The organism is Fischerella muscicola PCC 7414 (genome assembly GCF_000317205.1).
In the GTDB taxonomy this organism is placed as follows: Bacteria; Cyanobacteriota; Cyanobacteriia; order Cyanobacteriales; family Nostocaceae; genus Fischerella; species Fischerella muscicola.
Genome location: NZ_AJLK01000121.1, coordinates 1 through 26,329, shown reverse-complemented (window position 1 = coordinate 26,329; position 26,329 = coordinate 1). Strand labels below are relative to the sequence as shown.

The window sequence follows — 26,329 nt, the reverse complement described above, 5'->3', positions numbered from 1 at the left end:
TCAAGCTGTAAACTAAAGTTCACAGCGATAAACTAAAACTCGTGAACAAGAGTTCAAAATCTTGTTTTACTTAGCTAATCGCAACTTAAGCTATTATCCCGAAACTAAAGTTTCGGGCTGATAATTAAAAAGGTGCAAGACTCTCATGGGCAATTGCCCACAACGAAGGCATGAAAATCTCTTTCCCTATCCCTGATTCCCGATCCCCATTTTCAAGACATATATACATATACCAGTATCTTTGTGTATTTGATTAACTCAGACTAATTTTTGATTGTTGTTAATTTCAACTTAAACATGGGAATTCTAAATGATGAAAGGTTAAAAAACTCTTGTTTTAGATAAAATTAACAATGCTCAAGTCTGTTGTTGGTCACAGTGATGATCCAGAATCCCAAAGTGCGATCGCAGAAGTCATAGAGCAATGTATCAATCAATTAGCAGGTGCAATACCTCAAGCAGGTATGCTGTTTGCAGCAATTGATTTTGACCATGCTCTCATTCTCAAGCACATCAACCAAGTATTTCCAGGAATTGATTTAATTGGTTGCACCACAGACGGTGAAATTTCCTCTACTCTTGGCTTTCAACAAGATTCGCTCACACTGATACTTTTCTGTTCTGATACAGTCAAAATTGCCGCTGGAGTTGGTTATGGAGTTCGTCAACATCCCACAGCTGCGACCCAACAAGCAGTCAGACAAGCAACCGAAAAAAGCGGTGCTGAGGCGAAATTGTGCGTTGCTGTACCGGCTAGCTATCTCGAAGATGGTTCCACAACCAGTGGAGAAGAAATTCTCAGAGGCTTAAAAATAGCTTTAGGTGATGAGGTTCCCATTGTTGGAGGTACAGCCGGGGATCAATTTCGATTCCAAAAAACCTATCAATTTTTTCAATCTCAAGTATTGACTAATGCCTTACCAATTTTAATTTTTTCTGGGGATATCCACTTTTCCTATGGAATTGCTTGTGGTTGGAAACCGATTGGTCGCAAGAGTATTGTCACCAAGTCTGCTGGAACGGTTTTGTATGAAGTAGATGGTGAACCCGCTCTAGAATTTTACAAACGTTATTTAGGCGATAGACGACCAACTGCCGAACATCCATTGGCTGTTTATGAAGGAGATAGCAGCCGTTATTATATGCGAGTGCCAAATACTTATGATCTCGCATCAGGAAGTATTAATTTTCTAGGAGATATCCCCGAACAAGCTATTATTCAAGTCACCGATATTAGCCGAGATGAAGTGATTGCAGCAGCTAGAACTTCATTTCAAACAGCTTTAGCACACTACCCTGGAACTGTACCAGAAGTGATTTTACTTTTCTCGTGCTGCTGTCGTCGTTGGTTATTAGGCACAAGAGCAAAAGAAGAGTATCAACTTGTCAAACAAGCACTTCCAGAGGATATCCCCATTTGTGGATTTTATACCTACGGTGAGTTTGCACCACTCAAACCACAGGGTTCTACCTACTACCACCAAGAAACCTTTGTGACATTGCTTTTGGGAACAAGGTAACAAGGTGTATGGAATCCACCAACTATGAGAGCAGAATTAAAGACTTAGAAAAACGTGTGCGTACTCTCCAAAAGAAACTGGAACGTTCTGAGGCAGATCGACGACAACTTGAAGATGCGAGTGAACAGAGAGAAGCAATTCTCAAAAATGTGATTCGAGAATTAGAGGAGTCACAATTTGCTTTAGAAAGAAGGGGACAAGAACTAGAGACAGCACTAGACAATCTCAAAGCACTGCAATTGAAACTGATTGAATCTGAGAAAATGTCTGCTCTCGGAGTTATGGTTGCTGGTATTGCTCATGAAATCAACAATCCTGTTAGCTTTATCTACGGCAACTTAATTCATGCTCATGCATATTTGCGAGATTTACTCCAACTCGTGCAGTTTTATCAACAGTATTACCCAGAACCACCGCCTGTAATTCAACAAGCAATTGAAACAATTGATCTGGAATTTCTCCAGCAAGATGCCCAAGATTTATTCCAGTCTATGAATATTGGAGCCGAACGTATTGCTGAGATTGTCAAATCATTACGCAACTTTTCTCGCCTAGATGAAGCTGAGCTGAAAATAGTCAATATTCATGAAGGTATTGATAATACTTTGGTAATTCTGAATAATCGTTTGAAATCAACTACAAAATTTCCTCATGGTATTAAACTGATTCGAGACTATGGACAATTGCCGTTAGTTGAATGTTACCCCGGAAAATTAAATCAAGTATTTATGAATATCCTGAGCAATGCAATTGATGCTTTGGAAGAAGAAAAAATCAAGGCTATACAGACAGAAACAGAAGATTTTGTTTATCTTCCATGCATTAATATTTGTACTGAATTCATCGATAATTACTGGGCAGTAATTCGTATTGCTGACAATGGATCAGGAATAAATGATGATGTACGAGCAAAACTTTTTGACCCATTTTTTACAACTAAAGAAGTAGGACGAGGAATAGGTCTAGGATTATCAATTAGCTATCAAATAGTCGTTAATAAACACAGGGGTAAATTAGAGTGCTACTCTACACCTGGAGAAGGATCTGAATTTGTAATTCAAATTCCTGTTACACAAAATAATACTAAATCGGTAGATAGTGAATCAAAAAAAGTAACTGATCACTGGTAATCTGTAAATAATAACAACCACCTTATATTATTAAAAGTAGGGTGTGTTACGGCTTTAGCCTAACACACCGCTATCTAATACCAAATTGCGATAGTTAGTATTGTTTAAAATTCCAGAAATAGCCTTTTAGCAAAGACTCCCAATCTAAAATCCAAAATTGGTATAAATGGTGCGTTAGGCGCTTTTCAAGTATTTTTTATTACAAAATCATATTGAAGTCTGTGCCTAACACACGCTACAAAAATTTTATTTTTACTAATAAATAATAACTATTGACAATTGACTATTTAATTACCTTCTTGACTAATTCTGGAATCATAGAAGGACGTTCCGCTACTGGGACTTTGACTTCTGAGAATGCAGCTAATTTGCTTTTTGCTGTACCAAAATCTGGATGACGTCCAATCACTGCTGCTAATGTTCCTGTCTGACGCCAGTGTTTTGCTGGTGGTGCTTGTGTACCTGCAATATAGGCAACTACTGGTTTATCAATAGCTTCAGCAATATACCGCGCTGCTGCTTCTTCTCGACCACCACCGGGTTGACCAACTAATACAATCGCCTCTGTGGAGTCATCTTCGTCAAAAATTTGCAGCCATTGGATAAATGATGAACCAACGATCGCATCACTACCAATACTGACACTTATTGATTGTCCCAGACCAGCTGTGGTTAGTTCTCTGGCTACTTCATAGGTAAGGGTAGTGCTACGACTGAGGATTCCCACATGACCCGGTGTATAAAATTCACTCGGTTGAGTACCTAAAAGAATTCGACCTGGTACAATAATGCCGGGGCTGTTGGGTCCTACTACCAGTGTTTCTGTTGCTTCGGCTTTACGTAGTAGGTTTACCATGTCTAATGGTGGTACACCAGGAGAAATGATCATAATTTGGCGAATGCCAGATGCGATCGCTTCCAATGCCGCATCTAAAACCTCGTAAGGGTGTACGCATATAATTGTAGTATCAATTAATCCATATCTATCTACCACTTCTTCCACTAGATCAAATACTGGTAGACCATAGATTTTTTGACCACCACATCCAGGATTTACCCCTGCTACCAAATTCGTACCATAAGCTATCATTTGGGCAACATGAGTAGCCGAAATAAATTCACTGAAGCCTTGGATTATAACTTTGCTGTCTGGGGTTAAGTTCATAAAAAGCACGTTTATAAAAGGCAGGAGGCTGAAGGCTGAAGGCACTCCCAATGAAACAAGTTTCACCGCCATACCCCTACACCCTCTTTCAAGGCAGGAGGCTGAAGCAAACCCCATAAATCTATATTAGGGGGTGTGATATTAAGTCCGGCTGATCATCTACGATTAAGATCTCTTGGTGTTTTTGTTTCTCCGTGCCAGAGCGTTTGTTGCTGATCAGACTGAATCTATTTTGCCTCACATGCTACCTAAATTTGGTGTAAAGATGATCAAAATCTTCTATGAGCAGTAGCTTTGGCAAGATTAACTGCTTGTGTTACTGCTTCATCTAAATTTTCTACTACCACTATAGATGCATCGCTAGGAACTTTTAATGTTGTTAAATATTTTCTGGCTGCATCAAATTCAGAACCAGCAAGACGAACTACTAAGGGTGGTAAGTAGCTTTCGCGACGACTTTTGTTTCCATTAGAACGTAAAGTTTGGGTTTTGGCTTCATTTTTATTATGCTGCACAAAATTAGCAATTACTTCGGCTATTTCTCCACCTTGAGGAACACTACCTAAAAAGTTGATCAGTATAACTTGAATACTTTTATCAACAGCTAAAATATCTAGGGCTCTATCTAAGCGATCGCGAAAAGTACTTGGTAAAGTATCAGTGGGGAAAGCGTGGCGCAAATTCAAACAAATACCTGGTTTACCACCCGCATTGACTACTAAATCCAAAGTAGCCAATACCGAACCCGTTCCATTACCTAAAATGCCGATTTTACCATGTAGTTCTACCGCGTCCCATTCGCTCAATCTCTTGTTAAACTCTGCACTGCTATGACGATTAGCCATTTTTCTCGTCATCTCAGCAATGTCTGGATGACGAGCGATCGCTCTTTCGTTGACGCTAACACTACCATTGAGAGCCATCACTTGACCAGAAGCATCCACCCCGAGAGGATTAATTTCTACCAAATCTAAATCTTTTTCTATAAATAGCTGGTACATTTTCTCAACTATTTTGCTTACCGTCTGCATTAACGCACCTTGTAATCCCATTTTTAAAGCTAGGCGTCGCGCATAAAACGGAGAAAATTCCTGTTCCACTACTACATGTTGCATTTTTTTGCCAGCAGATTCCCAATCAATATCTGCTTCTTTACAACCCAAAAGTATCGGTCGGCAAACAGCAGTATCTAAAACTACCGCTAAAAAAAATTCCTGTTCGGCATTATACTTAGCTTCTGCCAACAATACTTCTGGTAATTCACCCAAAATTGGTAAATTAAATATATTTTGTGCAGCAGCAATAGCATCTATAGTTGTTTCAGCAAATCTAACTCCACCAGCTTTTGCCCGTTCTCCTGCATGTACCTGAGATTTCAGTACAATTGGGTAGCGAATTTTTAATCTTTTTAAATCCGTGGGATGATCAATTTTTTGGGAAGGCAATACAGGAATACCTATTGTCCGAAACCACTCTTTGACTTGATACTCTAGCAATTCCATTGACACACCTTGTCTCTAGCCATTTTTGGTTGATTGCAGCTCTTTTGTAGAACATATAAAGCTACACCTAGTTTGCACAATCAAAGTTTAATAGTCTACTAATAATTATTTTTCTCTCATTAATTTTATCCAACTCAGTAACTCAGGTAATTTTATAGCTTTTGTTACTAGCTATTACCAATTTGATAACAAGTAATTAACTATATCAGTAATTTTTCTTAGATTTAAGCGAACCAGCATTTTGTCAACAAATATTGATACAACAGTACCAAGGATATTTTCTTATATTAGAGAAAATTTGAATTTTAGTAATCATAAGTTTTAACTTGTGAATCTGTATCAGAGAAAACATTAATAGTAATAGACTTTAGAGAGAGCTTAAGCTTCAAAGCTTTTCAAGACGGATTGATTATACACATAAACTAGGAGGTTTTTACACTACTCGGAATTATTGCTCATGATTATTCTTAATCTTAATCATTACTTAAATAAAGTGTATTTAAAAATATTTATTGGAAACATTAATACAAATAATAATCCTCTAAATTTTTAAATAGTTTCTCTAGAGCATACCTAAATCATTCGTGAACAACAAGACCCCCGACTTCTTGAATAAATCTGGGGTCTGGCTCTTTCAATTTTCACGAATCATATATGATTGGTATATGAAAAAATCAAAACTCTTATTGTTCCCAATTTTAACTCTCAATTAATACTAGTGTTGATTTTTTATAGTCTTAAAAGGAAAGAGTAAACCCCTAGTCTATATTTTCACCTCAATCTTAACTTTTGGTTAAAGCTGAAAAATTGTGCTAAAAAAATGGTCTCTCACATTGCAAGGCTGGGGGTCATGAAACTGTGTATCTACGTTCCAATAATAAAATAAGTTCTTTTAACAGACTTGAAAATAATTCAGACTATATAAATCAAAGGGATGGCTCTATGCAAGTAGCAGTCATAGAAGAAGATTTACAGTTTATAGCGCAAATTTTACAAGAACAGCTACGGGCCGAAATTCCATCTGGTGAATTTTTCCAGGTAAAGTGTGCTGTCAAAAATGAGCAGTTGATGATTCTAACTCAACATCCACAAGGTGTAAGCGCTGATACTGACAACATTTTTGCAGTGCTTGAGGAAGCACTGCGATCGCTACTTAACCACCACGAACAGCAAGTGGAAATCTTTCTGAGAATCGTAGGAGTCAAATTGCCTTATGCTAAACATTCTCTGATTTTGCAAGCCTTGGAAGCTAAGGTAGACCAAGCAGTAGAAGGAGTAGGGGAAGAGGAAAAGATAGATAATTCTTCCCCCTTTAGCGCTTCCGATTCGTTTATCGATGACCAGTCCTCTACAAATACCCCAAACGAACCAGAAGATCAGCTATTTGATCCAATGGCAGATGCACCGGATTTGTCTTTTTACACAACAGTAAAGTCAAGACGTCCTATCAAACCGATTGTCTTGGGTGTAGTTGTGACAGCAATTGCAGTTTTGGGTGCAGCTGCTTACTTGTTGACTCGTCCTTGTGTGATGTTTGAATGTAAAGAAATCCAAACAGCTGAGAATTTACAAAAATCGTGGCAACGACTCATACAGACTGCCAAGTCTGAATCAGAATTAACCAAAGTACAACAGCAACTTGTAGAAGCAACCGTAGCACTAAGAACTATTCCTGGTTATTCTCCGCGTTACCAAGAAGCTGAGACACTGGCGACTAATTTATCTAAGCGTTCAGAAGCTATTAACAAAGTCGTCAAAGCCTTCGGTGTAGCTTCATTGGCGACACAAAAAAGTCAAACTCCAGCAAATAGCCTAGAAGAACTAAAAGCTAGGCAACAATTGTGGCGACAAGCGATCGCACCATTAGAAACCATTAGTGCTAATAATGAACTTTATGGATTGGTACAGCCAAGATTAGGAATATATCGTGCCAAATTGCGGACTGTAAATCAGCAATTACAACTAGAAGATAAATGGTTAAAAAAAATAACAGCAGCTAAAAACATGGCTAATGCCGCCACTAAACAAGAAACTACAGCTAAAACCTTATCAGAATTACAAAAAGTCCAATCCACCTGGCAAGTGGCAATTAATGCCTTGAGTATCATTCCCAAAACTAGCTCTGTATACTCACAAGCACAACAGCTACTGATAGAGTATAAACCCAAACTGGTAGCTGCACGCGATCGCGCCACCCAACAACTACTAGCAGCCAAAACCTATAAACAAGCCATTGAAAACGCCGAACTAGCCAAACGTTACGAAAAACAAAACCAATGGCAAGCAGCAGTAACCTACTGGAACCAAGCTGTAAGCGCCGCCAAGCAAGTCAAACAAGATAGTTTGTATTACACTCAGGCTCAAACTTTGATCCAACCTTATTCGACATCCCTCAAACAAGCAGAAGCAAAACTCCAAGTTGCTAACTCTTTACAACAAACCCGCACTGACCTAGAAAACACTTGTTCTGGCGCGATTCGGGTTTGTGATTTTACCATTACTGAGCGAGAAATCATCGTTCGGATGACTCCTGAGTATGAACAAGCACTTAACAGCAATTTGAATCAGGGCAATCAGAGTACTGTAGCTAGTATTACTAGCCATTTAGAAAGCCTACAACAAGCCCTAGATGTCATTAGTGATAATGCTAACTTGGCTGTGGTTGTTTTTGATGCCCAAGGTAGTCAAATTCATGGACATGTGCCAGGACGCTAAGAATGGGAGTGTGGGGAGTAATGTAGAGACGCGCTGTTTGAAGCGTCTGGGAGTGGGGGAGTGTGAGGGGATAATTATACTGAAGATGGTAGTGGATTTACGGTAGTAGTAACACCTGTGAGTTTGTTTAACCTCTGCGGTACAAAATCAGAGTCTTTGGCATTCTCAATCTGAGTTAAGTAACATTCACGCACTGCCAACAGAAAACCTTTAATGGCGTCTTGTTTGCCTGTTTTAACTAAATCATCAGTTTTGCGGAAGAATTGCGATCGCCATTTCTGATCATTGTTACTGTATATCTCTACCACAAATGTTCACATAGACGTTGATCTTTAGTTTCTGCGATCGCCCACCTCGCAATCTGACAAGCTAAACTAGTTTTGCCAACACCCCCTTCGCCACAAATTACCAAGCAACTACGCTTTTTAGCAAAAGTTGAGCGTAGATTCTCCGGAGTAAGTTGAGGAACCGTATTTCCATCCAAAATCGCAGGAATTGGGACATAAGTAGCGCGAGAATTAACTGTATCTTTTTTCGGAAATTGCTCTCGCACTGAATGAATGTACTTCTCTACCCAGGCATCCAATACTCTGGGATGATAATGAAACCACCCGACAAATAGCACATACCGCAAAGGTACATTAATGCTGATAAAAGGTAGAGAAAAATCTGTGTAAGGTTTGAGAGCATTATTGAGTTTCAACAGCCACAAAGGCGCTACCCGCAGTAAAATCAGCCATAGAGAAGGCAGCAAAGTGATATAAGCTGCAATTCCCAACAGCAGTTTATGCTTGAGTAACCATTCCACAGCCCTGTCAAATAAGCGAGTTTCTTTTTCTGCTTTTAGTGCTTCTAAAGGACGACGAATCTTAGCAGTATCTAACTCAGTAAATTTATCTTGGTTATCTTCGAGAATTTTCAGAACTTTTTCAAAGTCAGAGATAACTTTGGTTAATTTGGCGCTGGGTAAATTATCGGCTATATCCTGGTAGCCACCGATGATACCAGCTAACCCTTTGACTGCTCCATATCTGACGTAATATTCATTATCTTGCAACAGAGGAATCACATCCCCAACCGCAGATGTCGCTTCACTTCCCATTGCACCCAAAGCAAGGGCTGCATTTTTACGGACTCTAGGATTTTTATCTTTTAACGCATTCATCAGGGAGGGAACAGCAACTTTTGCTTCTGTTCCCAATCGTCTTAATGCCGACTGGTTAGGGTCGTCATTTGTCATTTGTCCTTTGTCATTTGTAAGGGTTTCAGCGATTTTACATTTATTAACATAGTGATGTTTATTTCCGCCTACTACGCCATTTTCACGCCTATGTCCATTATCTGAGTTTCCCATCGAGAATTAGGCGGCGATCGCTAACATAGGGATTCAGCAAACAAGTTGTATGGCGTTGCATAATTAAGGGATGAACTGCCCATATTGTACATCCAACCTGATCCGTAAGAACGGGCATCGCCGTGGTAAACAGAATTACATCTGTACTGCTTGCGATCGCCAATTTATAGAATCATATTCAAAACGCGGATACAACGACGAAATAAAAAAACAATGTCTCACCATGTATGTAAATGGCATTGGTTTTCGCGCCATTGAGCGGCTGACAGCAGTTAATCATAATACTGTAATCAATTGGGTGAGACAAACCGCTCGAAAGCTACCAGATGCGCCTGAACATCCATCCATTCCTGAATTAGCACAAGTTGACGAGCTTGAAACATTTGTGGGTAAAAAAACAAAATTTCGATATGGACGGCTGTAAATAATGGACTTCCAGGTATTTTAGCTTGGACTATAGGAGACCGTAGTGCTAAAACTTTTGCGCCTTCTGTGGAAGATTATTAAATGTTGGAAATGTTATTTTTACGTAACTGATGGATACCCAGTTTATCCATGTTTTATTGACGATTGTGACCAAATAATTCAAAAAACATACATGACACTCGTAATGTGAGAAAATACCAGATTCAGACATTATCTAGCACCTCTTCATCGAAAAACTCTCTGCTATTCGCGATCGCAACAAATGCTTAAGCTCTCAATTCGATTGTTACTGCACTACCTCCATTATGGATTTGTACCCTTATTAACCTAATTCATCCCGCAAATATGCAACGCCGGAATTAAAATCAAAATATGGGGTACGGAAGGATATTGGTGCAAAGTGGGTGGATGATGCCAAGTTATTGCCGATGCTGGATGGGTTAGATGAGTTGAAATCAGTACGTCAGGAACCTTGTGTAAGCAAAATAAATGATTTTTTGCAAAGCGGTCGTCGTCCCGTATACATGATAGTTTGTAGCCGTAGAGACGAGTACGAAAAAGTTATTCGAGGACAGCGGCAACAAGATAAAGAGGAAGATTTAGAAGAAATATCAACAAAGCAAAATACTCGCTTGCATCTAAATGGAGCTATTATTCTAAAACCACTTAAAGATCATCAAATCCAGGCTTATTTAGCAGGATTAAATCAGTTAGATTTATGGAAGATACTACAACTCGATTCACGGCTATTAAAGTTGGTAAGAACACCTTTGTTTTTATCAATTTTAGGATTTATCTCATTTCATAAAACTTTATCTATTCAAAATTGGAAAACACTCACTTCAAGCGAAGCACGTTTAGAATATCTTTTTGATGCTTATTGGAAAGCTGCTATAAACCGAGAGCTAGTACCACGAGAAGTTCATCTGAAGAGATTTAAAAGTCTTAGTTATCAAAAGAAGAAACCTCCGAATTCAAAAAAAACTCGAAAGTGGTTGATGTTTTTGGCAGAACAGTTGCAAAAGGAATCGCAAACTGAATTTCTAATTGATAAAATCCAACCTAATTGTCTGAAAAATAAGTATCAAAAATTTATGTATGGCTTAGTAACTAGTGTTATTGCAGGGTTTGTTGCTGGAATAAGCGTAGTAATGTTGTTGGGGGCTTTTGAAGTAGAAGGATACAAAGATATATTTTTGTATAGAAGGTTTCCTGGAAGAATATATGGTTTATCTGTTGGAATAGGTGTTGGTTTTGCTACTGCTCAAGACGGGACAATACAAACAGTTGAAACCCTCTCTTGGTCATGGAAAGAAGTATGGCGTAATTTCGCGTTTGCTCCATTATTTGGACTGAGTAAAGGACTAACTAATGGAAAAGAAATAGAAATGAAAACTACTCCCAATGAAGGGATTTCGTAGATCAGCAATCAATTCTTTAAAAAGCGGGCTAATATTTGGAACGATTGGTATATTGTTGTTTGGATTGTTTTTTGGAATTGGGTTAGGCTTATTCATCTGGTTTCAACTTGGCGGATTAGCTTGTATACAACATCTTGTGCTACGCCTAGTTCTTGTATTAAATGGCTATACTCCCTTACATTACGCTAATTTTCTTAACTATTGTAAAGAACTTCTACTTCTCCAGCAAGTCGGTGGACGCTATCGTTTTATTCACAGGTTACTACAAGAACACTTTGCCGCAATGCCCTTGGAAAAATGACCCGTACTTTTAATTCTGAATCTTACGGTAAACTACTAGCCAAATATCAACCAAAAACAATTACTACCGAAGAAGAAAACGAAGAAGGGATCAGACAATTAAAGTTTGGAGACGATAAAATCAGGCTATGCTTACAGCAGTTAGAAAAGAAAGCTATTTAACTGCGATCGCTACCTTGGCCTCAATACAAATTTATAGAAAAACGCCAACGTGAAAACATAGAATAATAGCGATCGCGCCATATCCAGATTTCTAAAATACAGGTAATTTCTAATCATCCGCAATCACTATGACTCGTCAAGAAATCGAACATCAACTTCTCAACTTATCGCTTGCCGACAAAGCCGAGATAATTCAAAATCTAACCAAAAACCTCAGCACGGCTGGAAGGGGAATTACTAAAACTCCTGGTGTGTGTGGTGGGGAAGCGTGTATTGCAGGAACCCGAATTGCTGTTTGGCTTTTAGTTGAAGCGCAACAGCTTGGCATTAATGAAGCTCAACTATTACAGGACTATCCCCACATCACCGCAGCCGATCTCGTCAATGCTTGGGCTTATGCTGATGCTCATCCCGAAGAAATAGCCGCCGCAATTCGTGCCAATAATGAGGTAGCCTAGCCAATGGCGCGTCTGTATGCTGATGAGCAATTTCCACGGTTAGTCAGCGAGTTACTTCGGACAATGGGACATGATGTTTTGACAGTGCAGGAAGCTGGCAATGATAATTTGGGTATTCCCGATGAGGAGGTGTTAGCTTTTGCGATTAGAGACAATCGTGCGGTTATAACCCTCAATCGCCAAGATTTTATCTGCTTACATCGTGCTAATTCCGAACATTTAGGTATTGTTGTCTGTACTAACGATACTGATAGAAATCGAATGGCAATTCGTATTAATGAAGCTTTGGTATCTGAGGAATCTTTAAAAGGTAAGTTGATTCGGGTTGTACGTCTGGCAAGTTAGAGGATGTTTGAAAAGTTTTGAAAGGTCAAATTTTATGCTAATCGCCTCACCATGATCCGGATCATGGCAACGTAGATAAACGTCTGTGATCTTTCCGGCAATAACTCAACATCTGTTGACCAACCGCCGACACCCCAGCATTCCCGTAAGTGCGCCCAAGCCCCTACTCCTCTCATCTAACCAACTGCGCGGCGGAGTTAAAAAACAGCCGACTCAATCCTCTAGTTAACAAAATGATTGTCAGCAAGTTGGCAAAGGCAGTCATAAACATAATTACAATTTGGTAGGAAGCAGCATCAAGGGCATTTACACCGCTTAATATCTGTCCAGCAACAAATCCTGGTATTGTCACTAAACCAATAATCATCATTTGGTTGACAGTAGGAATTAAACCAGCACGAATGGCGTCTTTACGATACTGAGCGATCGCTTGCTGGGGAGTTGCACCTAAACTTAAATGAGTTTCGATTTCGATGTGACTATTATTGATGGTATTGACGAGACGTTCTCCTGCGATCGCAGCTGCATTCATCGCATTACCCAATATTATTCCCGCCAGAGGAATTACGTACTGTGGTTCATACCATCTATGTGGCTGGATCATCACAAAATTGGTATAAAGGATAACTATAGTTGTACTAAGTAAAAGTGAACCCCACACCAGAGGCAGAACTTGCGGTATTTTTTGAGTGATGCGATTTCGTGCGACAATCGCCGTAATTGTCAGCAATAATACTAAAAACCCCAAAACTGCCCAAGCATTGTCAAAAGCAAAGATGAAATCTAAAACGTATCCTAATACCGCTAGTTGTAGGATAGTTCTCCCAGTCGCCAGAACTAAGTTGAGTTCTAGTCCGAGATTTTCCCAAACAGATAATCCAATGACTATAGCCATCAATGCTGTAGCACTAGCCAAATCGACCAAATCTAATTTAATCAGTTCTTGCATAGTTATGTAGTTGATGGTTGGTAGTTGGTAGTTGGTGGTTGATTGTGCCAAACACCAAACAACAAACAACAATCAACACACAACAACCCACGGGAACTTTCATTACATGTATTGGCTCTTGTGTTGGTGTATATTACCTTTTACCCTAACAACATTGATGCCTTCAACAATTTTAAATTCCAAATGCAAAACTCAACTCAGGGTTTAGCAAGTAACGGCAAACATTTCAAGAGTTATACATTTTATTGGCAAGTTCCAAAACACGGCAATAATTACAGTAAAAACTCTTGAATAAAACGTATTATAGAGAACATTTGAATAGCAACAATTAGTTCACAAGTTCTCTGGATAAAAATTTAGTGACGGCATCTATAATTGACATCAATTATAAACTCATGGTTCAAAGTCAAAATTCCATCCCTGCATTTGATATCAAACAGCAATATGCCTCCATTGCAGCAGAAGTGAGTACTGCGGTTTTAGAGGTTTTGACATCTGGTCGTTATATTGGTGGACCAGTAGTTGAAAGCTTCGAGCAACAGTTTGCTGCCTATAATGGTGTGAATGAATGTGTAGTTTGTAATTCTGGTACAGATGCACTTTATTTAGCGCTGAGGGCTTTTAATATTGGTGCAGACGATGAGGTAATTACAACACCTTTCACTTTTATCGCCACATCTGAGGTGATTAATGCTGTAGGGGCAAAACCAGTGTTTGTTGATATCGATGCAACCACTTTTAATTTAGATTTAGAACAACTAGCAGCAGCCATCACACCAAAAACTAAAGCCATTATCCCCGTTCACTTATTTGGACAACCTGTGGATATGACAGCATTGATGAGTATTGCCAATACTCACAATCTCATAGTTATTGAAGATTGCGCTCAATCTACAGGTGCAACTTGGAATAGCCAAAGAGTAGGTAGTATAGGACACATTGGCTGTTTTAGTTTCTACCCTACCAAAAATCTTGGTGGTTGCGGCGATGGCGGAGCGATAACGACCAATAACCCAGAAATTGCTGCTAAATTAAGGGTATTAAAAGAACATGGTCAAAAAAATCGCTACATCCACGAAGAGATAGGTGTGAACAGCCGTTTGGATGCCATCCAAGCGGCTATTTTACAGATCAAGCTGCGTTATTTGGATATTTGGAATCAAAAAAGGCAGGCGATCGCATCTCGTTACCAACAATTTCTCAATCAAGCTCCCGGTATCATTCCACCACAAGAATTAAATGGTGGCAAAGGAGTTTGGAACCAATACACCATTCGCGTACTCAACAACAAAAGAGATTGGGTACGTAACCAATTGCAAGAACGGGGCGTAAATACAATGATTTACTATCCCCGTCCTCTACATTTACAACCAGTTTACGAAAGTTTGAACTATCAACCAGGGCAGCTGCCTGTATCCGAACAAGCATCCCAAGAGGTTTTATCCTTACCCATGTTCCCAGAACTTTCCGAAGAACAACAAGATCAGGTGATTTATAGCCTCAAGGATTGTTTGGGTTAATAAGGGTGTAAGGGTATGAGGGTGTAAGGGTGTAGGAGTGTAGGAGTATAAAAGAGTTATTCCTCCTTCACCCCTATACCCCTAATCCCATACACCCCTTAGCCTCTCACCTCTACACTGCTTCCCAAAGCCTCTACCAAACCACGTACAGCGGCAATCATGGCGACTTCACTGTTGAGTTGGTTGATGGCAGAACCGACACCAACACCAGCAGCACCAGCAGCGATCGCTAAAGGTGCAGTGACGTTAGAAATTCCGGAGGCACACAGTACTGGTACAGACACCGCACGAGCAATTTCGTAGGCTGCTGCCAATGTGGGAGCGGCTTTTTCAATCAAACCCAACGTACCAGCATGAGTGGGGTTGCTGCTAGTACCACCTTCTGTTTGGATAATATCAGCACCAGCTTTTACCAATTCCTCAGCCAGTTGTACCTGTGCATCTAGTGTCAGAATGTGGGGAACTGTCACCGAGAGGGTAATTTCTGGTAGTAAGGCGCGGGTTTTGCGAGTTAGGGCTAAAACTTCCTCAGCCTCAAATCTACGACCTTGAGCATAGAAAGCATCAAAATTTCCAATTTCAATTAAATCCGCACCAGCAGCTACAGCTGGCAAGAACTTTTCCGGTTCTACCGCTGATACACAAATAGGTATGTTTGTCAAGGTTTTAGCTAATTTTACTAAGTCAGGATCAGCAGCAATATCAACAAAAGTAGCACCACCGTAGTGTGCTGCTTTCACAGTCGCCGCCACACGGGCAGCATCAAAATTATTCAAACCGCTGATAACTTTGAGGGCGCAACGGTTAGCAAATGCACGTTGGAGAGTTGGATGCATCGTCATGGTTTCTCTCGCAAATAATCAAAGTAGGAATATTTTGACATTCTTTAGGGTATTTAGGGATCGGGGTGATGGGGAGTGTGAAGGGTGTGAGGGGTGTGAGGGGTGTAATAAGTGGGAAAAACTTATGTTCCCCCTACTCCTTATACTCCCCATACTCCTCCCACTGCCCCTAATCCCCACTCCCTTGGGGGATGAATGCCTAAAAACAAAGCAAACAGAACTGTATTTCCCATTAAAAAGCTAGCACCCCAAAAGGGAAGAGAAATTAAGGCTAAGGGTATGTTGCCAGGGAAAGGTGTCAGCATGACACCAACAGTCCACAAAAGAATAAATGAATTCCAGGCGATCGCAAATAGGCTTCCCATCCCAAATAAAGGATGAAAACCAACTGGTGGGATAAATATTTTCAAAGAATTCCCGTCTTTTGTCAGTCTAATTTTGCTAATAGTTGGTTTTTGAATAGCGACAGGCGCTATTTTTATTTAAATACTCAATATTAGTAGCTAGATGTTAATGATTTCAGCAAGTCCGAATCTTGCTGGATCAAGCAACCTAACTACATTATTTAATTCACGAGCTAGCTATATAATTTCTAATTCAAATTCAACAAAGCCACCTTTACCACTCTAGTATTAAAATGCTGTGGGATAGTTGCTACAGGAATGGACGGAGGGAATCTCAACAGTGGAAATTATCGATATATTTCGCAAAGTAGGGCCAGTGATATGGCCGTTACTTCTGTTTTCGGTGTTGGCGTTAAGTGTGATTTTAGAGCGTCTATGGTTTTGGTTCCGAATTTTGAATCAGGAAAAGGAAACTGTTAATCGCATTCTAGAAGCTGCTCGTAACGATTGGGAAATCGCTAGGGATATTGCTAAACAAGCAACCGATCAGCCAATTGGTAGGTTTTTGTATGCTCCTTTAAGCCAACCGATAAGCAATCCAGAACTGTTTCGCCTAGCACTAGAGTCAACAGCAGAAACCGAATTAGCGCAGATGCGACGGGGTGAAAAAGTTTTAGAACTTGTCATCGCTGTTTCTCCGTTATTGGGATTGTTCGGTACAGTTTGGGGTTTGATAGGGTCTTTGGAATCAATTAAGATTGGCGATTTGGGAACAGAAGCAACAGCAGGAGTAACTACTGGTATTGGAGAAGCTCTATACAGTACAGCACTAGGAATGGCAATTGCGATCGTCAGCTTGATTTTTTACCGATTCTTTCAAGCTTTACTGGTTAATCAAGTCAAAATCTTCCGTAAAGCGGGGAATGATTTGGAAATTCTTTATTTGCAATCACCGCCTGATTTAAGCAAAAGTCAATCTAACCTCACCCAGCCGGAAGTTATTGTTCGAGATTCTACTGGAGGAAAATTCCTTCCCCCACGTAAACGAACTCAAAATAAGTTTTCTGAACCTCCAGAAATTTTAGACTCAGATAAATCCGATTCTGAAAATTAAGTTATGTGTTGTTGGTTGTTTGTTGTTTGTTTTTAGAACAATCAACCATCAACTACCAACTCTCAACTAATCACCAATTCACCAAATAAGTTAATCTCAACACACTAGCTTATGAAAATTAATTTACATACTCCCATTGAAGATGCCCAAGTTCAGATCATTCCCTTAATTGATGTCATTTTTTGTATTTTGACATTTTTTATCTTGGCGTCTCTACAATTTACTCGACAACAAGCAATTAATGTTGACTTGCCTAAAGCCAGTTCAGCAACAGGAAGTGTCAATGCGCTGCAAGGAAAAAATATTTTACCTGTAACTATTGATGCTGTGGGTCAAACCTATGTAGAAAAACAACCAATTAAACGTGAACAACTAGCAGGGATTTTAAGAAATTATTTGCAGCAAAATCCTAATGGTACTTTGGTACTAAATGCCTCTCGCTCCGCAACTTATAACGATGTCATAGAATTATTAGATTTACTGCGACAAGTGGGAGGCGATCGCGTATCTTTGGGAATTATACCTGGTTCTTCCGAAAGACCAGCCAATTCTCTACCTATTACCCCTCCTTCTTTTCCAGTTAACCCTGGTACAGCACCTATACCCAACACTGCACCAGTGGCTCCATTTAATCCCCAAAGCGATTTTAATCTCAATTCCCCTTCAATTCCTAATTCGGTTCCCTTTCCTGCTGCACCTGGTCAGTCGAACACTGGTACTTCTCCCCAACAACCTACAGCACCAAGTAACACTAATCCTGCTCCACCAAGATGAGATCATCCGATTTTAGATTTTAGATTTTGGATTGGTGAGATACAGATAGCGAAAGAGCATCGCGGTATTGAGTACCGTTCTAATTATCGGTCAACAGACGTGCTATGGCACGTCTCTATATTTCTAAACCTAAAAATATCTAAAATAAATTTTCGCTAGCGAAGAATTTTCTGCTAACTTCAAATTAAAGCTTCGTATTCGGTTTGTTTCTCTACGTCTACCGAGTAAATCTTACTGCGTTTTTTCACCAATCGCCATTCACGTGTTAGGGGTTGTGGCAATGAATATTGTGTCGCTTTTTGTTGCTTGGTTAGTGGTGGCTACTAGCTTTTATTTTATTAGTAAATTGCCATTTATCGGAGTAGAAATTGATACGCCGCAAAAAACTTTGGTTTCTGCTGCCGTATTTGGAATTGTGACAGCATTAGTTAGACCAGTACTAGAGTTCGCATTTAAGCTACCAAATATTTTGACATTTGGATGGCTTGATGGGTTTTTTTCATTTTTGATTACTGTCATCTGCTTTGGAATCGCAGCCTATTTAGTACAAGGATTTCGCTTACGTTTTGGCATTTGGAGCGCTATTTTAGGGGCGCTAACGCTCTCGATTGTGATGAAGATAATTTACACTATTTTACCTTTAAATAGTTAGTGGTTAGTAGTTAGTGGTTAGTAGTTAGTGGTTAGTAGTTAGTAGTTAGTAGTTAGTGGTTAGTAGTTAGTGGTTAGTGGTTGTACCAGACGTGCCATGGCACGTCTGTACAGTGGTTAGTGGTTAGTAGTTAGTGGTTAGTAGTTTCAATTACTAACCAACAACCAACAACCAACAACCAACAACCAACAACTAACAACTAACAACCATATTTATTCGCTGGTAGTTGGGGGAGTAACAGTAGTACTAGATTGTTGACTACGTTGTTCACGTTTTTTGCGATCCGCTGAGAGCATATCTGCCATTACTACCAGTGCTTGAGCCATTTTATCTAGATTGGAACGATAAAGTTCCAAATCTTTATTGAGTTTGTCATCAGAAATATGCAAGCCAGTGGCAATGGATTTGAGTGCCTCAGTGCGTCGTTTTTCGTCTTTGACTAGTTCTGGATCTGACAGTTCTAACAAAGAGAATAAACCGATCGCAAACAAACGGCTGTATTTAAATTTAGGATTACTGGCGATCGCTTGCAGATGAGATTGTAAGTCAGCATCTCGATTTAACTGAGTTTGTAGGCTCAAAGCAGCAATTAAATCTTGAGGTGGCAGACTTTTTGCTAGTTCTTGCAAACGTTGAGCATCCTGTCTATAGATTTGCGGATCTGCTTCTATTGCCCGCAGCAGGGCGTTGAATATCGATTCCTTATCCGATTCTGGCTGATAGCCTTGCATGAATCGGTCGAAGGAGGTAACGACGCCCAAGGCAAAAATTGGGTTATAGCTGAAATCAACATTTACTGCGAGCAGGTGCATTTCTACCATTAATTCCTCTACCACTCGCCGATAAATAGTGTTAATCGGTCGGGTGTGGAGAGAGTGGAAAGTGCGCTTTGTGTCTGATACAGTACGAACGTTATTCACAAAAAAAATTTAAGATTTTAGGGCGACGTATGTTTATTTTCTCGCTTCCAGGTCAGTTTGCCAAGTTTAGGTCTTGAAGGGATCGGAGATTGGGGATCAGGGATCGGGGAACTCACCGGCCCCCACGACCGTAGGGAGTGGGGATTAGGGGCAACGGGGATTGGATACTAGTTCGGTTAAGCTAAAATCCAAAATCTAAAATCTAAAATCCAAAATTTTATGACCCTCGCACCACAGTTAATTACCCTAGCTCAATACTTAGCGGGTGAATTTGACAATAGAGAACAAGCTTTGGCAGAACCTGCTTGGTACGTCCACTTACGTTTATGGCAAATACCTGTACCTCTATTTTCAGAAGACAGTCTGACCCTATTTGCCGAACAAGCCAATATTGTGAAATTAGACCAACCCTATCGTCAAAGAATCATGCGGCTCACGTCAGGAAACAACCAAGATGCACCTCTGAAAGTACAATATTATATGCCTAAAGATCCAACAGCTTTACGTGGTGCTGGTCGTAACCCTTCATTACTTCAAACCCTAACACCTGACCAACTAGATTTACTACCTGATTGTGTTCTTAACGTCACTCAGAAAATACTGACTCCTAACAACTACCAGTTTACTGCTACCCCACCTGCAAACAATCGTTGTTGCTTTAGTTATGCGGGCAATACCGTACAAGTTTCCCTGGGGTTTGAGGTTTCTCAACAAGAATTGAAAACTTACGACAAAGGAATTGACCCCGCTACTGGCAGTGCAACTTGGGGAGCGATTATGGGGCCTTATCGCTACACCAAGCGAGAACAGTACTAAATGTTGAATTATGAAGTGTCTCTATTTTTGGACTCTTCAGTGTTCGTGTTTGACCTGGAATTTTAGCTAGCTATGCTACGAGGTACACCTTCTAAAGCTTCCTGCTCAGTTTCAAAGATTTCAAACACCGTATCCATCATCGTTACTTCAAAAACTAGTTTGGCTTCTGGGTGAACATTACAAATACGAAAACTACCCTTTACTTTGTCGGCATCGCGCATTCCTGCCACCAAAGAAGTTAAACCAGAACTATCGATAAAATTGACTTGACCAAGATTTACAACTACATGACGACTCAGTTTAGAAATACATTCCTGCAATTTCAAGCGAAATTGCCATGCGGTGGTGATATCTAGGCGACCTGTAGGTGTTAAGACGATAACACTATTGCCGTCTTGGGTTGTATAGGTTTTTTGATCTATATCTATCACTTTGCCTCCCCTTGGCATTTGCAAAATCTACTAGTTAGTAGTTAGTAGTTAGTAGTTAGTAGTTAGTAGTTAGTAGGGGTGTAATCTACCTTGAAACCATTGGTTAATTATTTTACAGGCTATTAACCACTGTCCACTATCTACTATCCACTAACTACTCACCTCTAGTAGTTTAACTCACACTCTTTACGTGTGGCTTGGTGTCCAGTTTATCCAATCTTGGGGTTTGAGGAAGGTTTCATACAACTCAGCTTCGGGCGTATTTGGTTCAGGTGTGTAGCCGTATTCCCACCGTACTAAGGGTGGTAGGGACATCAAAATTGATTCCGTACGTCCATTGGTTTGTAGTCCAAAGATTGTACCTCGGTCATAAACCAAGTTAAATTCAACATACCGTCCTCGACGATACAGCTGAAAATTGCGTTGGCGATCGCTATATTCCATCGTGTGTCGGCGTTGGACAATAGGTAAGTATGCCGGTAAAAAAGCCCTACCACAACTTTGCACAAAAGCAAATAAATCTTCCCAATTCCGGGATGCAATTGTTCCCACTTGGTTGCTGTACTTAGCCGCTTCACCATCTGCATGGGGGCCACGATACAAAGTACCTTGACCATCTTGATAATCAAAAAACAGACCACCAACTCCCCGGGTTTCACCCCGATGTTTTAAATAAAAATATTCATCACACCAGCGTTTGAATACTGGGTAATACTCCGAGTGATGGGCATCACAAGCTTCCTTGAAAGTTTTATGGAAATGAATGGCATCCTCAGCAAAGGGGTAATAGGGGGTGAGGTCAGCACCACCACCAAACCACCATACTGGGCCAGCTTCAAAATAGCGGTAATTAAGATGAACGGTAGGTACGTAAGGGTTACGGGGATGCAACACCATAGAAGTGCCAGTGGCATAAAAACCGTGTCCTGCCGCTTCTGGACGTTGGGTCAGAATTGATGGTGGCAAATGGGAACCCCAAACTTCAGAAAAATTTACACCACCTTGTTCAAAGATAGCGCCATCACGCATCACGCGCGATCGCCCACCACCTCCTTCTGGTCTTTCCCAGGAATCTTCTTGAAACTTAGCCACGCCATCCAATTTTTCTAAAGCTTGCGTAATTTCGTCTTGTAATTGTTTCATAAACTGACTGACCCTAGCTTTAGCATCAGTCGGGGGTAAACAAGTAGATGATTCTATTGGCAAAGTTGGGCTTTGGGAGTTTGTCACCATAAGTTCAATGACCTAAATTAATAGATTGCAAAAAGCACAATTTTTAACTAAAAATGCACGGTAGCTAAAAATCCGGCTAAAAATGCCCACCTTGCTTTTTTCCTGAGAATCAAGCATTTTGGCAGTGGGTCGGTATGACTAGAGTTATTGTCCCTCAAATGCGTATGGGGATGTATATTGATTGATTTTTTTTCAAATTCTTTTCTATGTGAAAATATTTTGGTACATGTACTTAGCCAGAGCCAATTACTAAACCTCTGTTGAACATGGCACAAACGTAAGCCTTGACAAACTTGCGGGTCAAGAGCTTTGTATCACTCGGCATTAGGGGGTAAATATAAATCAAAAAACATGTTTTCATGCTTAGATGTGAGCAAAAACTCATAGAATCTCTTACAAAAATTTATGAGGCATTCTTATTAAGAAAGATTAAAAGAATACAGGGAAAAGAAAAATATCAGTCCTTAAACCTTTAACACCAGTCGTTACACCGGAGGAACCCTCCAAAGGCACTTCGGCTTTCTTTTTACCTAACTTCTGTAATAATTTCTAGTTGGGTTGTACACCTCTAGTCCAGCAAATTCAAAAACAAACATGTATAATTGCATACCACTTTTCTGGGAACTTCCGCAGTAAGTAGGAAGACATTAGACACTGATTAATTATATTTATAAAAAAATAGAAAAAATGGTTTATCTTGCAGATTTTACCTGGGGTTAGAAGGGAAGGGAGATGCGGGGATAGGAGGACAAGGAGGACAAACCAGACAAGGTAGAAAAGAAATTTTAGATTTTAGATTTTGGATTTTAGATTGAAATCTCATCCAAAATCGCTTTCTCCAAAATCCAAAATTCTTTCCAATGCCCAATCCCCGATGTCTGATCCCCGATCCCGAAGTTATCAAAAAGCGTGTAGCGAGGAGATAAAGAAAATGCGAGCTTGGTTGTCCAAATTCATCCAGCGCAAACGCCGTCGGTTTTGTGCGTCTTTGGTGCGAACATATCGTGAGATAAGTTCTGCTTCTGTTGATGAACTATGGCAAAAGCTAGTTAACTTGGCAGACGTCTCCTGGCATCCATTGCTCAAGAGTACCAATGTCCCTTATGGATTAGTACCCAAACCTGGGCTAATTTACCAAGCGGTGACACGCTTGTCACCCATTCCGATACGTATTTTTGTAGAACGTGTCAATCCTAGAGAATTATTAAGTATCAGAGTACTAGCAATTCCTGGTGTTGAAGAACGGGTCAGTTACAAAATAGAGTCCACGGTTTGTGGTACTTATTTGTCGTATTCTGTAACATTACGTGGTTGGTTATCACCATTGATTTGGTTATTCTCTCGCCCTTATGCCGATCGCGTTGCTAAAGCTTTAATTGAGGCAGTAGAAAAGGGCACACTGTCAACAGTTCCAGGAAAGAGAAAATCTCTTAACGATAGTTGTTTTGATTTTTAGAATTTGGTTGGTTGTTGTTCGTTGTTTGTTGTTTGGAAAAACCAAGCATTAACCCTACCCTTAAGGAACTCCTTTCAGGAGAACGGGTTCCTCAGACACTCATGGGGAGCTAGTGCGCTGACTCCCCACCAACTAACAACTACCAACTGCCAACACTTTCAAATTAAGATGCAAGTAGATAATCATTGCAGTTTGTTAAAAATGATTGCGGCAGTAAGCGTGAAATAAATTATGAACGATGTTCTCGATTCTCAGTCAGTCTTAGAAGTGTTGCGACCAGTTCAAGATCCAGAACTTCGCAAAAGCCTGGTAGAAATGAATATGATTCGTAACGTCAAAATAGATGCAGGCAAGGTCAGTTTTACTTTGGTATTGACTACACCCGCCTGTCCGTTACGTGAGTTCATTGTAGAAGACTGTCAAAAAGCAGTCAAAAAGCTGCCAGGTGTTACAGATGTATTTGTTGAAGTCACAGCAGAAACTCCTCAGCAAAAAAGTTTACCCGATCGCACTGGTGTGACTGGGGTCAAGAATATTATCGCTATATCCAGTGGGAAAGGTGGCGTCGGTAAAAGTACAGTGGCTGTGAATGTAGCAGTTGCTTTAGCACAGGCAGGAGCAAAGGTAGGTTTACTCGATGCCGATATTTATGGGCCCAATGACCCAACTATGCTTGGCCTAGCTGATGCTCAGATTGTAGTACGTACCTCTGAAAAAGGAGAAATACTGGAGCCAGCTTTCAATCATGGCGTCAAACTAGTATCAATGGGCTTTTTGATTGACCGCGACCAGCCGGTAATTTGGCGTGGGCCAATGCTAAATGGTGTGATTCGTCAGTTTCTCTATCAAGTGCAATGGGGAGAACTGGACTATTTGCTCGTGGATATGCCACCAGGAACAGGAGATGCTCAGTTAACATTGACACAAGCAGTGCCAATGGCAGGGGCAGTAATTGTGACGACACCACAAACCGTTGCTTTGTTAGATTCTCGTAAAGGTTTGCGGATGTTTCAACAGATGAATGTGCCTGTTTTGGGTATTGTAGAAAACATGAGTTATTTCATTCCTCCAGATATGCCAGAGAAGCAATATGACATATTTGGTTCTGGTGGTGGCTCTAAAACAGCAGCAGAATTGGGAGTACCTTTGTTAGGATGTATACCTCTAGAAATCTCTACTAGAATTGGTGGTGACAGCGGTGTGCCAATAGTAATAGCCGATCCAGATTCAGCGAGTGCCCAAGCATTCAAAGCGATCGCTCAGACAATCGCAGCCAAAGTATCAATTGCTGCTCTAACATAAAAAATGGCAAACATAAGAAAATGTAATTTTTGTCTGGGTAGGAAACTACGGGTCGGAATACAGATTTTTAGTACTCAGTAAATTTAAAATCTAAAAACTAAAGTCTATAGTCGCCCAATGTTGTTAAAAAGGTCACGTTCTTCACTTTTACAAATTCGCTGGAAATATTGGTTTAAGCCTTGGCAGCAAATGGACTGGTTGTTGTTGTCTTTGCCAGTCGGTTTAACACTATTCGGCGGCATTATGATCCGTAGTACCGAATTGAATCAAGGACTCACTGATTGGTGGTGGCACTGGTTAATTGGTGGGATTGGTTGTGTAATTGCCCTATTGCTGGCCCGTCTACGTTATGAAAATCTGCTGCAATGGCACTGGATTACTTATGCACTCACCAATATCAGCCTCACTGCCGTGATGATAGTTGGTCACAGTGCCAAAGGGGCCCAGCGATGGGTGAATATCTTTGGTTTCAATGTCCAACCATCAGAATTTGCCAAAATCGGGGTGATTATTACCCTCGCGGCGTTATTACATAAACGTACTGCTGCTAACTTAGATAATGTTTTCCGCGCTTTGGCAATTACTGCTATCCCTTGGGGATTAGTATTTATACAGCCAGATTTAGCAACATCACTTGTGTTTGGTGCGATCGTCTTAGGGATGTTGTATTGGGCAAACGCTAACCCAGGCTGGCTGATATTAATGATTTCTCCCATTATTGCCGCAATTTTGTTTAGCATATCTTGGCCCTTTGCGATCGCTTTTTCTGAAGATATAAAATTTGGACTATTGGGATTAATTTGGTCAGTAGTGATGGGTGTTGTGGGTTGGCGCACCCTCCCTTGGCGGCGATTTTATCTTGGTGCGATCGGGGCATGGGGTTTGAATATGTTTGGTGGTGAGTTAGGACTATTCGCCTGGAACCACGTGTTGAAGGAATATCAAAAAGATCGACTCACTTCATTTATAAATCCCAAAGCTGATCCCCTTGGCGCTGCTTATCACCAAATCCAATCCCGCATCGCCATTGGTGCAGGAGAATGGTGGGGATGGGGCCTATTTAAGGGGCCCATGACTCAACTGAATTTCGTCCCCGAACAGCATACAGACTTTATTTTCTCTGCCGTAGGTGAAGAATTTGGTTTTATTGGCTGTTTGGTAGTTTTGGCAGTCTTCTGCTTAATTTGTCTGCGCTTGTTACACGTCGCCCAAACTGCTAAAGACAACTTTGGCTCTTTATTGGCTATTGGCGTTTTGTCTATGATCGTGTTTCAGATGATAGTCAATATTGGCATGAACGTTGGTTTAGCACCAGTGGCAGGAATTCCCCTACCTTGGATGAGTTACGGGCGTTCGGCGATGTTGAAAAACTTCATTGCTTTAGGAATAGTCGAGTCAGTGGCGAATTTTCGTCAAAGGCAGAAGTATTAGTTAAGTAGGTCGGTGTTGAAAATTATCGTTATGACAAGGCAGCAGGT

General features: G+C 40.4%; 26 protein-coding genes and 2 pseudogenes. 17 read left to right on the top strand and 11 right to left on the bottom strand.

Annotated elements, in window-relative coordinates; all coding sequences use genetic code 11:
• The first annotated feature begins 353 nt into the window (after window positions 1–353).
• Window positions 354–1,520, top strand: coding sequence for an FIST signal transduction protein (locus UYI_RS0119365; RefSeq protein WP_016868330.1), 1,167 nt, complete (start codon window positions 354–356; stop codon window positions 1,518–1,520).
• Between the two features lie 8 nt (window positions 1,521–1,528).
• On the top strand, window positions 1,529–2,650 hold the full coding sequence (locus UYI_RS0119360) for a sensor histidine kinase (protein WP_016868329.1): 1,122 nt from the start codon (window positions 1,529–1,531) through the stop codon (window positions 2,648–2,650).
• 283 nt (window positions 2,651–2,933) lie between these two features.
• On the opposite strand, the gene UYI_RS0119355 is transcribed toward UYI_RS0119360, so the two are convergent.
• Together UYI_RS0119355 and UYI_RS0119350 are read right to left on the bottom strand one after the other, a co-directional pair.
• The gene (locus UYI_RS0119355; RefSeq protein ID WP_016868328.1) at window positions 2,934–3,815 is read right to left on the bottom strand and encodes a succinate--CoA ligase subunit alpha; all 882 of its coding nucleotides are present in this window, start codon (window positions 3,813–3,815) and stop codon (window positions 2,934–2,936) included.
• Between the two features lie 269 nt (window positions 3,816–4,084).
• The gene (locus UYI_RS0119350; protein WP_016868327.1) at window positions 4,085–5,317 is read right to left on the bottom strand and encodes a succinate--CoA ligase subunit beta; all 1,233 of its coding nucleotides are present in this window, start codon (window positions 5,315–5,317) and stop codon (window positions 4,085–4,087) included.
• A gap of 942 nt (window positions 5,318–6,259) precedes the next feature.
• On the opposite strand from UYI_RS0119350, the gene UYI_RS0119345 reads away from it, so the two are divergent.
• A complete protein-coding gene (locus UYI_RS0119345; protein ID WP_016868326.1) occupies window positions 6,260–8,032 on the top strand; it encodes an AAA family ATPase in 1,773 nt (590 codons plus the stop codon).
• Between the two features lie 74 nt (window positions 8,033–8,106).
• Here the strand turns inward: UYI_RS0119345 and UYI_RS32940 are convergent, their stop codons facing one another.
• Both UYI_RS32940 and UYI_RS32935 read right to left on the bottom strand, forming a co-directional pair.
• Entirely contained in the window at window positions 8,107–8,340 is a 234-nt protein-coding gene (locus UYI_RS32940) for a hypothetical protein (protein WP_016868325.1), read from the bottom strand.
• Entirely contained in the window at window positions 8,334–9,272 is a 939-nt protein-coding gene (locus tag UYI_RS32935; RefSeq protein WP_235147976.1) for a HEAT repeat domain-containing protein, read from the bottom strand. The genes UYI_RS32940 and UYI_RS32935 overlap by 7 nt, the downstream gene beginning before the upstream one ends.
• Window positions 9,273–9,456: 184 nt before the next feature.
• Here UYI_RS32935 and UYI_RS35880 point away from each other — a divergent pair.
• From UYI_RS35880 to UYI_RS0119310, 6 genes and pseudogenes are all read left to right on the top strand, one after another.
• A pseudogene (locus UYI_RS35880) lies at window positions 9,457–10,143 on the top strand (IS1 family transposase).
• Between the two features lie 73 nt (window positions 10,144–10,216).
• On the top strand, window positions 10,217–11,233 hold the full coding sequence (locus tag UYI_RS0119330) for an NACHT domain-containing protein (protein WP_026086053.1): 1,017 nt from the start codon (window positions 10,217–10,219) through the stop codon (window positions 11,231–11,233).
• On the top strand, window positions 11,217–11,534 hold the full coding sequence (locus UYI_RS0119325; RefSeq protein WP_026086052.1) for a hypothetical protein: 318 nt from the start codon (window positions 11,217–11,219) through the stop codon (window positions 11,532–11,534). Before UYI_RS0119330 ends, UYI_RS0119325 begins: the two co-directional genes overlap by 17 nt.
• Window positions 11,531–11,695 (top strand): hypothetical protein, encoded by a 165-nt coding sequence (locus tag UYI_RS39080; protein ID WP_016868323.1) that lies wholly within the window; start codon window positions 11,531–11,533, stop codon window positions 11,693–11,695. Before UYI_RS0119325 ends, UYI_RS39080 begins: the two co-directional genes overlap by 4 nt.
• A 128-nt stretch (window positions 11,696–11,823) precedes the next feature.
• Window positions 11,824–12,153 (top strand): DUF433 domain-containing protein, encoded by a 330-nt coding sequence (locus UYI_RS0119315; RefSeq protein WP_016868322.1) that lies wholly within the window; start codon window positions 11,824–11,826, stop codon window positions 12,151–12,153.
• A gap of 3 nt (window positions 12,154–12,156) precedes the next feature.
• Window positions 12,157–12,498, top strand: coding sequence for a DUF5615 family PIN-like protein (locus tag UYI_RS0119310; protein ID WP_016868321.1), 342 nt, complete (start codon window positions 12,157–12,159; stop codon window positions 12,496–12,498).
• 32 nt (window positions 12,499–12,530) lie between these two features.
• On the opposite strand, the pseudogene UYI_RS36965 reads toward UYI_RS0119310, so the two are convergent.
• A pseudogene (locus tag UYI_RS36965) lies at window positions 12,531–12,636 on the bottom strand (IS5/IS1182 family transposase); the annotation flags it as partial.
• Between the two features lie 34 nt (window positions 12,637–12,670).
• The gene (locus tag UYI_RS0119305) at window positions 12,671–13,447 is read right to left on the bottom strand and encodes an ABC transporter permease (protein WP_016868320.1); all 777 of its coding nucleotides are present in this window, start codon (window positions 13,445–13,447) and stop codon (window positions 12,671–12,673) included.
• Window positions 13,448–13,842: 395 nt separating this feature from the next.
• On the opposite strand from UYI_RS0119305, the gene UYI_RS0119300 reads away from it, so the two are divergent.
• Window positions 13,843–14,967, top strand: a complete 1,125-nt coding sequence (locus UYI_RS0119300; RefSeq protein ID WP_016868319.1) for a DegT/DnrJ/EryC1/StrS family aminotransferase — start codon at window positions 13,843–13,845, stop codon at window positions 14,965–14,967.
• A gap of 98 nt (window positions 14,968–15,065) precedes the next feature.
• On the opposite strand, the gene UYI_RS0119295 is transcribed toward UYI_RS0119300, so the two are convergent.
• On the bottom strand, window positions 15,066–15,809 hold the full coding sequence (locus UYI_RS0119295; RefSeq protein WP_026086051.1) for a DUF561 domain-containing protein: 744 nt from the start codon (window positions 15,807–15,809) through the stop codon (window positions 15,066–15,068).
• A 140-nt stretch (window positions 15,810–15,949) separates the two neighbouring features.
• Window positions 15,950–16,219 (bottom strand): hypothetical protein, encoded by a 270-nt coding sequence (locus UYI_RS0119290; protein WP_016868317.1) that lies wholly within the window; start codon window positions 16,217–16,219, stop codon window positions 15,950–15,952.
• Between the two features lie 274 nt (window positions 16,220–16,493).
• Here UYI_RS0119290 and UYI_RS0119285 point away from each other — a divergent pair, with 274 nt between their 5' ends.
• The 3 genes from UYI_RS0119285 (at window position 16,494) to UYI_RS0119275 (ending at window position 18,693) form a co-directional block, all read left to right on the top strand.
• The gene (locus UYI_RS0119285; RefSeq protein WP_016868316.1) at window positions 16,494–17,267 is read left to right on the top strand and encodes a MotA/TolQ/ExbB proton channel family protein; all 774 of its coding nucleotides are present in this window, start codon (window positions 16,494–16,496) and stop codon (window positions 17,265–17,267) included.
• Window positions 17,268–17,378: 111 nt separating this feature from the next.
• Window positions 17,379–18,041, top strand: coding sequence for an ExbD/TolR family protein (locus tag UYI_RS0119280; protein ID WP_016868315.1), 663 nt, complete (start codon window positions 17,379–17,381; stop codon window positions 18,039–18,041).
• Window positions 18,042–18,321: 280 nt separating this feature from the next.
• Window positions 18,322–18,693 carry a phage holin family protein gene (locus UYI_RS0119275; protein WP_016868314.1) on the top strand — a complete coding sequence of 124 codons (372 nt, stop codon included), beginning with the start codon at window positions 18,322–18,324 and terminating at the stop codon, window positions 18,691–18,693.
• A 212-nt stretch (window positions 18,694–18,905) separates the two neighbouring features.
• Here UYI_RS0119275 and psb29 read toward each other — a convergent pair whose 3' ends face one another.
• A complete protein-coding gene (psb29, locus tag UYI_RS0119270) occupies window positions 18,906–19,613 on the bottom strand; it encodes a photosystem II biogenesis protein Psp29 (protein WP_071588860.1) in 708 nt (235 codons plus the stop codon).
• 219 nt (window positions 19,614–19,832) lie between these two features.
• Between psb29 and UYI_RS0119265 the strand changes: the two genes are divergently transcribed.
• Entirely contained in the window at window positions 19,833–20,429 is a 597-nt protein-coding gene (locus tag UYI_RS0119265) for a chromophore lyase CpcT/CpeT (RefSeq protein ID WP_016868312.1), read from the top strand.
• 62 nt (window positions 20,430–20,491) lie between these two features.
• On the opposite strand, the gene UYI_RS0119260 is transcribed toward UYI_RS0119265, so the two are convergent.
• Both UYI_RS0119260 and hemF read right to left on the bottom strand, forming a co-directional pair.
• Entirely contained in the window at window positions 20,492–20,860 is a 369-nt protein-coding gene (locus UYI_RS0119260) for an STAS domain-containing protein (protein WP_026086050.1), read from the bottom strand.
• A 186-nt stretch (window positions 20,861–21,046) separates the two neighbouring features.
• Window positions 21,047–22,093 (bottom strand): oxygen-dependent coproporphyrinogen oxidase, encoded by a 1,047-nt coding sequence (hemF, locus tag UYI_RS0119255; RefSeq protein ID WP_016868310.1) that lies wholly within the window; start codon window positions 22,091–22,093, stop codon window positions 21,047–21,049.
• A 931-nt stretch (window positions 22,094–23,024) separates the two neighbouring features.
• On the opposite strand from hemF, the gene UYI_RS0119250 reads away from it, so the two are divergent.
• The 3 genes from UYI_RS0119250 (at window position 23,025) to rodA (ending at window position 26,282) form a co-directional block, all read left to right on the top strand.
• Entirely contained in the window at window positions 23,025–23,549 is a 525-nt protein-coding gene (locus UYI_RS0119250; protein ID WP_016868309.1) for an SRPBCC family protein, read from the top strand.
• 231 nt (window positions 23,550–23,780) lie between these two features.
• Window positions 23,781–24,851: an Mrp/NBP35 family ATP-binding protein gene (locus tag UYI_RS0119245; protein WP_016868308.1), complete on the top strand. Its 1,071-nt coding sequence runs from the start codon at window positions 23,781–23,783 to the stop codon at window positions 24,849–24,851.
• 117 nt (window positions 24,852–24,968) lie between these two features.
• Window positions 24,969–26,282 carry a rod shape-determining protein RodA gene (gene rodA, locus UYI_RS0119240; protein ID WP_016868307.1) on the top strand — a complete coding sequence of 438 codons (1,314 nt, stop codon included), beginning with the start codon at window positions 24,969–24,971 and terminating at the stop codon, window positions 26,280–26,282.
• The last annotated feature ends 47 nt before the right edge of the window (window positions 26,283–26,329 follow it).

Excerpts from the sequence above, each read along its gene's own strand:
- UYI_RS0119345 (WP_016868326.1), top strand. The coding sequence starts at position 6,260 with ATGCAAGTAGCAGTCATAGAAGAAGATTTACAGTTTATAGCGCAAATT.
- UYI_RS0119350 (WP_016868327.1), bottom strand. The coding sequence starts at position 5,317 with ATGGAATTGCTAGAGTATCAAGTCAAAGAGTGGTTTCGGACAATAGGT.
- UYI_RS0119360 (WP_016868329.1), top strand. The coding sequence starts at position 1,529 with ATGGAATCCACCAACTATGAGAGCAGAATTAAAGACTTAGAAAAACGT.
- UYI_RS0119250 (WP_016868309.1), top strand. The coding sequence starts at position 23,025 with ATGCGAGCTTGGTTGTCCAAATTCATCCAGCGCAAACGCCGTCGGTTT.
- UYI_RS0119310 (WP_016868321.1), top strand. The coding sequence starts at position 12,157 with ATGGCGCGTCTGTATGCTGATGAGCAATTTCCACGGTTAGTCAGCGAG.
- UYI_RS0119280 (WP_016868315.1), top strand. The coding sequence starts at position 17,379 with ATGAAAATTAATTTACATACTCCCATTGAAGATGCCCAAGTTCAGATC.
- UYI_RS32935 (WP_235147976.1), bottom strand. The coding sequence starts at position 9,272 with ATGACAAATGACGACCCTAACCAGTCGGCATTAAGACGATTGGGAACA.
- UYI_RS0119275 (WP_016868314.1), top strand. The coding sequence starts at position 18,322 with ATGAATATTGTGTCGCTTTTTGTTGCTTGGTTAGTGGTGGCTACTAGC.
- UYI_RS0119265 (WP_016868312.1), top strand. The coding sequence starts at position 19,833 with ATGACCCTCGCACCACAGTTAATTACCCTAGCTCAATACTTAGCGGGT.
- UYI_RS0119315 (WP_016868322.1), top strand. The coding sequence starts at position 11,824 with ATGACTCGTCAAGAAATCGAACATCAACTTCTCAACTTATCGCTTGCC.
- rodA (WP_016868307.1), top strand. The coding sequence starts at position 24,969 with ATGTTGTTAAAAAGGTCACGTTCTTCACTTTTACAAATTCGCTGGAAA.
- UYI_RS0119325 (WP_026086052.1), top strand. The coding sequence starts at position 11,217 with ATGAAGGGATTTCGTAGATCAGCAATCAATTCTTTAAAAAGCGGGCTA.
- UYI_RS0119355 (WP_016868328.1), bottom strand. The coding sequence starts at position 3,815 with ATGAACTTAACCCCAGACAGCAAAGTTATAATCCAAGGCTTCAGTGAA.
- UYI_RS0119305 (WP_016868320.1), bottom strand. The coding sequence starts at position 13,447 with ATGCAAGAACTGATTAAATTAGATTTGGTCGATTTGGCTAGTGCTACA.
- UYI_RS0119245 (WP_016868308.1), top strand. The coding sequence starts at position 23,781 with ATGAACGATGTTCTCGATTCTCAGTCAGTCTTAGAAGTGTTGCGACCA.
- UYI_RS0119365 (WP_016868330.1), top strand. The coding sequence starts at position 354 with ATGCTCAAGTCTGTTGTTGGTCACAGTGATGATCCAGAATCCCAAAGT.
- UYI_RS0119300 (WP_016868319.1), top strand. The coding sequence starts at position 13,843 with ATGGTTCAAAGTCAAAATTCCATCCCTGCATTTGATATCAAACAGCAA.
- hemF (WP_016868310.1), bottom strand. The coding sequence starts at position 22,093 with ATGGTGACAAACTCCCAAAGCCCAACTTTGCCAATAGAATCATCTACT.
- UYI_RS0119295 (WP_026086051.1), bottom strand. The coding sequence starts at position 15,809 with ATGACGATGCATCCAACTCTCCAACGTGCATTTGCTAACCGTTGCGCC.
- UYI_RS39080 (WP_016868323.1), top strand. The coding sequence starts at position 11,531 with ATGACCCGTACTTTTAATTCTGAATCTTACGGTAAACTACTAGCCAAA.